The following is a 7918-nucleotide window of genomic DNA, read 5'->3' as shown; positions in this document are numbered from 1 at the left end:
GCGAACGTCACGGGGATCGTGGTCCCGGCGGTGACGCCGGTCGAACCGATCTTGTTCAGCACGTCGATCGCCGCGGTGAGGTTCGCGAGCGTTCCCGAGTACAGCGTCGAACCGCCTGAGGTGATGGCGACCGTCATCTGGGCGCACAGGTCGGTCGCCGTGCCGTGGCTGGCGGCGCTCGTCGACTGGGTGCAGGCCCCGGGCGTGAGCGAGAACGAGGTGGCCTTCACCGACCCCGTGTTGGTGATGTTGACGCTCGTCGTCACCGTTTGGCCGGGCGTCATCGTGGTGTTGCCGCCGTACTTGTTGATGGTCGAACAGGTGGCGGAGTTCGTCGAGACCGATCCGCTATCCGTGCTGTTGCAGATCGTGGTGCCCCCGGAGTCGGTCTCGCGCATGGTGAGGGAGCCGGCGCCGGCGGTGTCGACGGTGTTCTGGATGGACGCCGTGAACGCCGCCACCGTGGGCGAGAGTCCGAGCGCCAGGATCAGGGAGGCGATGCTTCCGGCGAGGACGACGGGCAGGGCGAGTCGGCGCCGACGCCGGTGGGGCGGAGCGGGGGTGGGTGAGGTCACGGGAACTCCTTCGCGAGGGCGCAGATGAGGGGTGTGCACGCTCATCCGACGCCACGCGGACGGTCCGGCCGATCGAACCGCGTGGGCGGGAACGAGGGTGACCTCCGCTCATTCCGCCCCACCGGGAGTCGGGATCCGATCTCCCCTCGTGTCAGGGGGATCAGAGTTCGTCCTCATCCTCACCCGCGGTAGTCGCGGGCTTCATTCCCTTCGGGCGGCCGCGAGACGAGCGCCACCGTCCTCGTCGCCGCGGGCGGGCTCACGCCTGGCACGCTGAGGCATCGACGTCCGCGGGGCCGTAGCGCAGGGAGACGGCTCCGGCGCTGCCGGATCGAGGGGGTTCGAGCAGCGCGAGGTCGTGCCGCGCGCTCGTCTCCGGGAACAGTCTCTTGCCGGCACCGAGGACCACCGGATAGACCCAGAGGTTCAGCACGTCGAACCACCGCTCGGCGAGAAGGGTGCGGGCGAGATCGATGCTCCCGACGACGTGCACCTCGGTGTGCCGCCCTCGCAGAGCCACGATCTCGCGCCCCAGGTCGAGACCGAGAAGGTGCGAGTTGTTCCACCCGAGGGGGCGGTCGCCTCGAGAGGCCACGTACTTGGGGAGTGCGTTGAACAGGCGGGCGATCTCGCCCGCCGGGCCGGCACCCGAGATCCGCGGCCAGTAGCCCGCGAAGATCTCATAGGTGCGGCGGCCGAGGAGAAGGGCATCCATCGCTCGGATGCCGGCGATCACCCGTTCGCCGACGACGTCGTCTTCGAACCGCGCCTGCCATCCGCCGAACGGGAAACCCCCCGAGGGATCCTCGTCCACGCGGCCCGGCGCCTGCATGACGCCGTCGAGGGAGCTGAAGAGATCGATGTGCACGCTGCCCGGCATGACGCCCTCCCGCCGCGCCGCACGGACGCGGCGATGTCGGTCATGGTGGACCGATCGTGGCGTCGCGTCAACACGCGCGAGGTCTCAGGGCGTGAGCACCGTGACCCCCGCCTCGGCGAGGGCGGCGGCCAGGTCGGGGGAGGGAGGGGCGTCCGTGATGAGGTAGTCGGCCTTCTCGAGCGGGGCGATCTGGGCGAACAGGCGACGGTCGAGCTTGGTCGAGTCGGCCAGGATCGCGATGCGATCGGCCTTCTGGATCATCTCGGTCATCATCGTCGCGTCGCCCAGGTTGCTCGTGGAGAACCCGGAGGCGTCCACGGCGCCGACCGCGATGAGCGCGTAGTCGGCGCGGATGTCGACGTCGGGGGCGTGGGAGTTGGTCGCCAGGGTCACCGGTCCCGTGGTCGCCTGCGTGATGGTGCGGACGGCGCCCCCGAAGATGAACAGGTCGCGGAACACCGACGGCGAAATCTCCGCGGGGATGCGCAGGTTGTTCGTCGCGATCGTGAGGTCTCGGTGGTTGCGCAGCGCGCGGGCGACGGCGAGCGTGGTCGTCCCCGCGTTGAGCATGAGCACCGACCCGTCCTCGACGAGGTCGACCGCGAGCGCGGCGATGCGCTCCTTCTCGGCGATCTGCATCTGCGATCGCACGTCGAGCCCGCGGTCCCGTCCGGGGACGGACATGGCGCTGACCGCCCCGCCGTGGGTGCGGACGACGATGCCCTCGCGATCGAGCTGATCGAGGTCGCGGCGCACCGTGTCGATCGAGACGCCGAAGTGCGAGGCGAGGTCGACCACGGTGACCTGCCCGGAGTCGGCGACGTACGCGGCGAGCTCCGCCTTGCGGCCGGCCGGCAACCGCCTCTTCGTCGTGGCTGTGGATGCGTCCATGCGGTCATCTCTAGCACAGCGCGGCAACGGAATCCGCAGAATTCATCCGAAAACAGCAGGGAACAGCAGGAAAGCCCGTAGTCTCGGCGGATTTTCTGCGTTCGGATGCCGCAATTGTCACGAATCTGCATCGGAACCTTGACCGACCCCGCAAGACAGCGCATACTCGTGCTGAAAGACGCAAGAACGCGCAGAACAGCGCGAAATGCGGCAGATCTCAACGAGGAGAAACGATGGACAACAGCGGGCGCCGGCGTCGGAACGCCATCAAGCTCGTCGGTGTCGCAGCAGCGGCCACGACCCTCCTGGCCATGGCGGGGTGCTCGTCGAACACCTCGGCCACCTCGGCCGACGGGGACGTCACGATCGAGTTCGCGCAGTGGTGGGAGCCGGAGCTCGGCGACGGCCAGTTCCGCGGTCTCATGGACCAGTTCGAGCAGGAGAACCCCGGCATCAAGGTCGACCTGGTGAGCGGACCCTACGCGTCGACGAAGGAGCAGCTCTTCGCCGGAGCCGCCTCGGGGACGATGCCCGACGTCGTCGGCCTCGACGGCGCCTGGGTCAGCGACTTCGCCAAGCAGGGCGTCATCGCCGACCTGTCGAAGCTCATGAGCGACTCCGGATACGACGAGAGCCAGCTCGCCAGCCAGATCAAGGTCGACGGCAGCACCTACATGATCCCGGTCGTGAACTTCGTCTACCCGATGTTCACCAACGACGGCCTCCTCTCGCAGGCGGGGGTCTCGGCCCCGCCCTCGACGCGCACCGAGTTCGCCGACGCGGCGAAGAAGATCACGGCGCTCGGCGGCGACGTCTCGGGCTGGGTGCTCCCGCTCTCGCTCGAAGCCCCGAACGGCGTCCAGAACGACGTCATGTCGTGGGTCTGGGCCTCGGGCGGATCGATGCTGAAGGACGGCCAGCCCGACCTGACCAACTTCGACGTCTCGTCGGCGACCGACTACATCCAGCAGCTCTGGGACGACGGCGTCATCGCCCCCGGATCCTTCACCATGAAAGAGCAGGACAAGGTCGAGGAGTTCACCAACGGCCGCGTCGGCATGATGATCGACTCGCTCGCGCACATCAACCTGATCCGCGAGTCCAACCCCGACCTGAAATTCTCGATCTCGGCCATCCCGGCCGAGGACGGCTTCTCCGGCGAACGCGGCATCCCCTACGCCTCGTGGGGCATCGGCGTGGCCGAGAACTCCGAGCACAAGGACGCTGCGTTCAAGCTCGTGCAGTTCCTCATGGGCAAGGACGTCAACAGCGAGCTGTCGACGATGGCGAAGGCCTTCCCGGGCAACACCGAGAGCGTGCCCACCTTCGTCGAGGACGACGAGCTGTTCAAGACGGCCTTCGACATCTACAAGAAGGGATACCCGGCGAACGAGTTCACCGGTCTCCCCGTGGCCGAGGAGCTCATGCGCCAGTTCGGCGAGCAGTTCCAGTCCGCGCTCGACGGTCAGCAGTCCCTGAGCGACGCGCTGAAGAAGTCGCAGGACGAATGGACGTCGGAGTTCTGATCCGACCCTGGTCCGGGATGCCGCACCGCCCGCGCGGGTGGTGCGGCATCCCGCTCATCGAAAGCCGCACACCATGACCATGCGCACTCTCACTCCCCCCGACACCGAGGTGATCGTCACCGGACGACCCGCCTCGCGCCGCACCCGCCAGCTCCGCAAGGCCGGCGAGGCGTACGTCTTCCTCTCGCCCACCCTGATCCTGCTGTTCGTCCTGATGATCGTCCCGATCGTCATGGTCATCGGCTACTCGTTCCAGGACAACGTCATCCTGAACAAGAGCCCCGACCTGGTGGGCGTCGACAACTACGTCGCGATCCTCACCGACCCGGGCTTCTGGAAGGCCACGGGCAACACCCTCTTCTTCACGGTGACCAGCGTCGCCGCCCACCTCGTCCTGGGTCTCACCTTCGCGATGCTGCTGAACAGCCGGCTCATCGGCACCGTGCCCCGCGCCGTCTTCCGCGGCCTCTACGTGCTCCCCTGGCTGTTCACGGTCGCCGTCATCGCGGTGCTGTGGCGCATGCTGCTCGCCCCCAACGGCATCGTCAACTTCCTGCTGAACACGAACATCGAGTGGCTCGCGTCGCCGCAGCTGGCCCTGGGCACGGTCACCTTCATCAACATCTGGGCCGGCTACCCGTTCTTCATGGTCAGCCTGCTCGCGGGCCTGCAGGGCATCCCGAGCGACCTGTACGAGGCCGCCACCGTCGACGGGGCGAGCCCCGCGCAGCGGTTCTGGAACGTCACCGTCCCGCAGCTGCGTCCGATCATCGTCAGCCTCGTGCTGCTCGACCTCATCTGGACCTCCCAGCAGTTCGCCCTCATCTGGCTGACCACGGGCGGCGGTCCCATCGACGTCACCGAGATGCTCAGCACCTTCACCTACAAGCTCGCGTTCGCGAAGTACGACTTCTCCCTGGCATCCACCTCGGCGGTGCTGGTGCTGGCGATGTCGATGATCATCGCGGTGCTCTACGTCCGCCACCAGAAGGCGAGGGACTGACATGGCCCTGACCACCCCCGCGCGGCCGCGCACCGCGGCCGCACCCGCGCCCCGGCGCACGACCAGCCGCACGCGTCGCCGTCTCGCCCAGGCCGGCGTGCTCATCGGCCTGCTGATCGGAGCGGTCTTCGCCGCCGGTCCCGTGCTGTGGATGCTGTCGAGCTCGTTCAAGTCGAACACGCAGATCTTCGAGCTGCCGCCGCGCCTGATCACCGACACCTTCTCGTTCGACGCGTACGTGTCGATCTTCACCAACCCCGAGACGGTGCGCTTCTTCATCAACAGCTACGTCGTGGCCGGGGCCGTGACGATCCTGACGCTGCTCGTCGCCATCCAGGCCGCGTACGCGTTCAGCCGCTTCGAGTTCCGCGGCAAGCGGATCGTGAACGTCATCATCGTCAGCGTCCAGGCGGTGCCGCCGATCACGCTGCTCATCCCGTACTTCGGCCTGATGGTCGGGCTCGGGCTCTACAACACCTACCCGGGCCTGATCTTCACCTACATGGTGTTCACGCTGCCCTACGCGATCATCATGATGACCGGCTACTTCAACACGCTCCCCAAGGAGCTCGACGAGGCCGTCCGCGTCGACGGGGCCGGCTCCTTCACCGCCCTGTGGCGCGTCCTCGTGCCGATCTCGATCCCGGGCATCGTGTCGGTCGGCATCTACACCTTCATGATCGCGTGGAACGAGTTCCTGTTCGCGCTCACCCTCACGCGCACGATCGACATGCGCACGGTGCCGATCGGCATCCAGCTGCTCATGGGACAGCACTCCTACGAGTGGAACCAGATCATGGCGATGAGCATCCTCGGCTCGATCCCGGTGCTGGTGCTCTTCCTCTTCTTCCAGCGCTTCTTCATCAGTGGCCTCACGGCCGGCTCGGTGAAGAGCTGATCCCGCCTACCCAACCCCGAACAAGGAGAAATCCGTGCTCTACACCGGCAAGTCCATCCTCGACGTGGCGAACGCCCACAGCTTCGCCATCCCGGCCTTCAACATCAGCGACTGGGCGATGTTCACCGGGATCATGGACATCAGCGAGGAGAAGAACGCTCCGGTCATCATCGCCGTCCACCCCGACGAGGTCTCGCACATCACCGCCGACCTCATCCCCGCGATGCACGCCCGTGCCCACCGCTCGAGCGTCCCCGTGGCCATCCACTGGGACCACGGCGGCACCTACGAGCAGATCGTCCAGGCCATCCAGGCCGGCTTCACCTCGGTGATGATCGACGCGTCGCTGGAGCCGTTCGAGCAGAACGTCGCCCTGACGCGCAAGGTCGTCGAGGCGGCGCACGCCGTGGGCGTGCAGGTCGAGGGCGAGCTCGGCACGATCGGCGCGAACGACAGCTACGGCGAGTCGGGCGCGGCCGAGATCATCTACACGAACGTCGATGACGCGGTGCGCTTCGTCGAGCAGACCGGCGTCGACAGCCTCGCGATCGCCATCGGCACCTCGCACGGGCTCTACCCCTCCGACAAGAACCCCGAGCTGCGCCACGATCTGCTCGAGCAGATCAAGGCGGCCGTCGCCATCCCTCTCGTGCTGCACGGCGGATCCAGCAACCCGGATGCCGAGCTCTCGCGCGCCGTGTCGCTCGGCATCAACAAGATCAACATCTCGAGCGACATCAAGGTGGCCTACCACGACCGCATGCGCGAGGTGCTCGGTACCGACCGGCGCCTGCGCGAGCCCAATGCCATCCAGCCGGAGTGCATCGCGGCGATGAAGGTGACCGCGGCCGAGAAGATCGACCTGTTCGGCGCCGCCGGCAAGGCCGACCTCTACTGAACGGGCGGTGACCGGCGTCATGGGAGAAGACCTCGTCCTCGGGCTCGGCGGAACCGTCGACTACGAGATCAGATGGGATGCCGAGGTGCTCTCGGGCCTCGCGCGGGGGTACGGCATCCATCGGGACGAACTGACCACCACGACGCCGGTCATCGACGAGCGGGCGCTGCTCGTGACGATCCTCGCCTTCCTCGTCACGGGTGGGGGAGGCGAGCGCTTCGTCCTGTCGAGCGAGATCGTCGAGGCCTTCGCGGCGCACTTCGACACCCGGATCACCCTGGGCGGGACGGGGGTGCGGGCCGGGATCGCCCTCGACCGGATCGGGGTGCCGACCGTGCAGCACCTGGTGAGCATCGACGACACCGTGCGGCGGCTGCTGCCGCGCTCGATGCGGGTGGTGTCGTCGGCGACGCGGGACACGCTCGATCCGCACCTGATCGTGCAGTATCCGCAGGGGACGACCGTTCGCCTGGCCGACGCCGAGGTGACGGCACCCTCGTCCAACCGCATCATCTTCGCCAACGACGCGCCCAACCGCGAGATGGCGATCTCCGCCGACCTGGGCGCAGCCCTCGCTCACGCCTCGGCGTTCCTGGTGTCGGGGTTCAACACGATGCAGGATGCCGAGATGCTCGAGCGTCGGCTGGGCGACCTGGTCGCGGCGATGGGGCACCTGCCCGCCGACGCCCTCGTCTACTACGAAGACGCCGGGTTCTACCGCCGAGAGCTCTCGTCGCTGGTGCGTCGGAGGCTCCTCGACCGCATCGACGTGTACGGCATGAATGAGGACGAGCTGCAGGAGTACCTGGACCGCCCCGTCGATCTGCTCGACCCGGACGACGTCGTCGCGGCCCTCACTGACGTCCAGCGGCTCATCCCCGCGCGCGCTCTCGTCGTGCACACGACGTACTGGGCGATCGCCGTCGGCCCGGATGCGATGCGTCACCGCGCGGCGCTGCAGAGCGCGGTGCGGACGGCGGCCACGCGATATCGCCTGGGCGACGGCTGCGGGCCCGCCGACCTCGACGACACGGCTCGGATGCCACGCCACCCGGGCGGCTCCGACGTCGTCGCCGCGGCCGAGGCCGCGCTGTCCGCCGCGGGCGTCCCCGCCCACGTGGTGACCACGGCCGACCCCACCACGATCGGTCTGGGCGACACCTTCGTCGGCGGCTTCCTCGCCGCGGTGCCGGCGGCGGCGCGTGCCGCGACCGCCGCGGCTCTGGAGCGCGCCCTCGACGCCGCGT

The 7918-nt window shown here is 68.0% G+C and carries 8 protein-coding genes; 5 read left to right on the top strand and 3 right to left on the bottom strand.

Translation table 11 applies throughout. The features are described 5' to 3' along the window. The 3 genes from QZ433_RS04910 to QZ433_RS04900 all read right to left on the bottom strand — a co-directional run. Positions 1-575 (bottom strand): hypothetical protein (locus tag QZ433_RS04910; RefSeq protein WP_295780342.1); only part of this gene is annotated, 575 nt, incomplete at its 3' end. A 259-nt stretch (positions 576-834) separates the two neighbouring features. Beyond that, positions 835-1455: a dihydrofolate reductase family protein gene (locus QZ433_RS04905; RefSeq protein ID WP_295780341.1), complete on the bottom strand. Its 621-nt coding sequence runs from the start codon at positions 1453-1455 to the stop codon at positions 835-837. A gap of 84 nt (positions 1456-1539) precedes the next feature. Continuing rightward, positions 1540-2346: a DeoR/GlpR family DNA-binding transcription regulator gene (locus QZ433_RS04900; protein WP_264629899.1), complete on the bottom strand. Its 807-nt coding sequence runs from the start codon at positions 2344-2346 to the stop codon at positions 1540-1542. Positions 2347-2579: 233 nt separating this feature from the next. Here QZ433_RS04900 and QZ433_RS04895 point away from each other — a divergent pair, with 233 nt between their 5' ends. The 5 genes from QZ433_RS04895 to QZ433_RS04875 all read left to right on the top strand — a co-directional run. Continuing rightward, positions 2580-3872: a sugar ABC transporter substrate-binding protein gene (locus QZ433_RS04895; protein WP_295780337.1), complete on the top strand. Its 1293-nt coding sequence runs from the start codon at positions 2580-2582 to the stop codon at positions 3870-3872. A gap of 73 nt (positions 3873-3945) precedes the next feature. Continuing rightward, positions 3946-4875 (top strand): sugar ABC transporter permease, encoded by a 930-nt coding sequence (locus QZ433_RS04890; protein ID WP_295780336.1) that lies wholly within the window; start codon positions 3946-3948, stop codon positions 4873-4875. Between the two features lies 1 nt (position 4876). Then, on the top strand, positions 4877-5773 hold the full coding sequence (locus QZ433_RS04885; protein ID WP_295780334.1) for a carbohydrate ABC transporter permease: 897 nt from the start codon (positions 4877-4879) through the stop codon (positions 5771-5773). 34 nt (positions 5774-5807) lie between these two features. Then, entirely contained in the window at positions 5808-6671 is an 864-nt protein-coding gene (locus tag QZ433_RS04880) for a ketose-bisphosphate aldolase (protein ID WP_295780333.1), read from the top strand. 7 nt (positions 6672-6678) lie between these two features. Continuing rightward, positions 6679-7918 (top strand): ADP-dependent glucokinase/phosphofructokinase (locus QZ433_RS04875; protein WP_295780330.1); only part of this gene is annotated, 1240 nt, incomplete at its 3' end.

It is taken from the genome of uncultured Microbacterium sp., assembly GCF_913776565.1.
GTDB lineage: Bacteria > Actinomycetota > Actinomycetes > Actinomycetales > Microbacteriaceae > Microbacterium.
The sequence above is the reverse complement of the archived record's forward strand: the minus strand, read 5'-3'. Positions and strand labels throughout refer to the sequence as shown.

Excerpts from the sequence above, each read along its gene's own strand:
- QZ433_RS04900 (WP_264629899.1), bottom strand. The coding sequence starts at position 2,346 with ATGGACGCATCCACAGCCACGACGAAGAGGCGGTTGCCGGCCGGCCGC.
- QZ433_RS04905 (WP_295780341.1), bottom strand. The coding sequence starts at position 1,455 with ATGCCGGGCAGCGTGCACATCGATCTCTTCAGCTCCCTCGACGGCGTC.
- QZ433_RS04885 (WP_295780334.1), top strand. The coding sequence starts at position 4,877 with ATGGCCCTGACCACCCCCGCGCGGCCGCGCACCGCGGCCGCACCCGCG.
- QZ433_RS04895 (WP_295780337.1), top strand. The coding sequence starts at position 2,580 with ATGGACAACAGCGGGCGCCGGCGTCGGAACGCCATCAAGCTCGTCGGT.
- QZ433_RS04890 (WP_295780336.1), top strand. The coding sequence starts at position 3,946 with ATGACCATGCGCACTCTCACTCCCCCCGACACCGAGGTGATCGTCACC.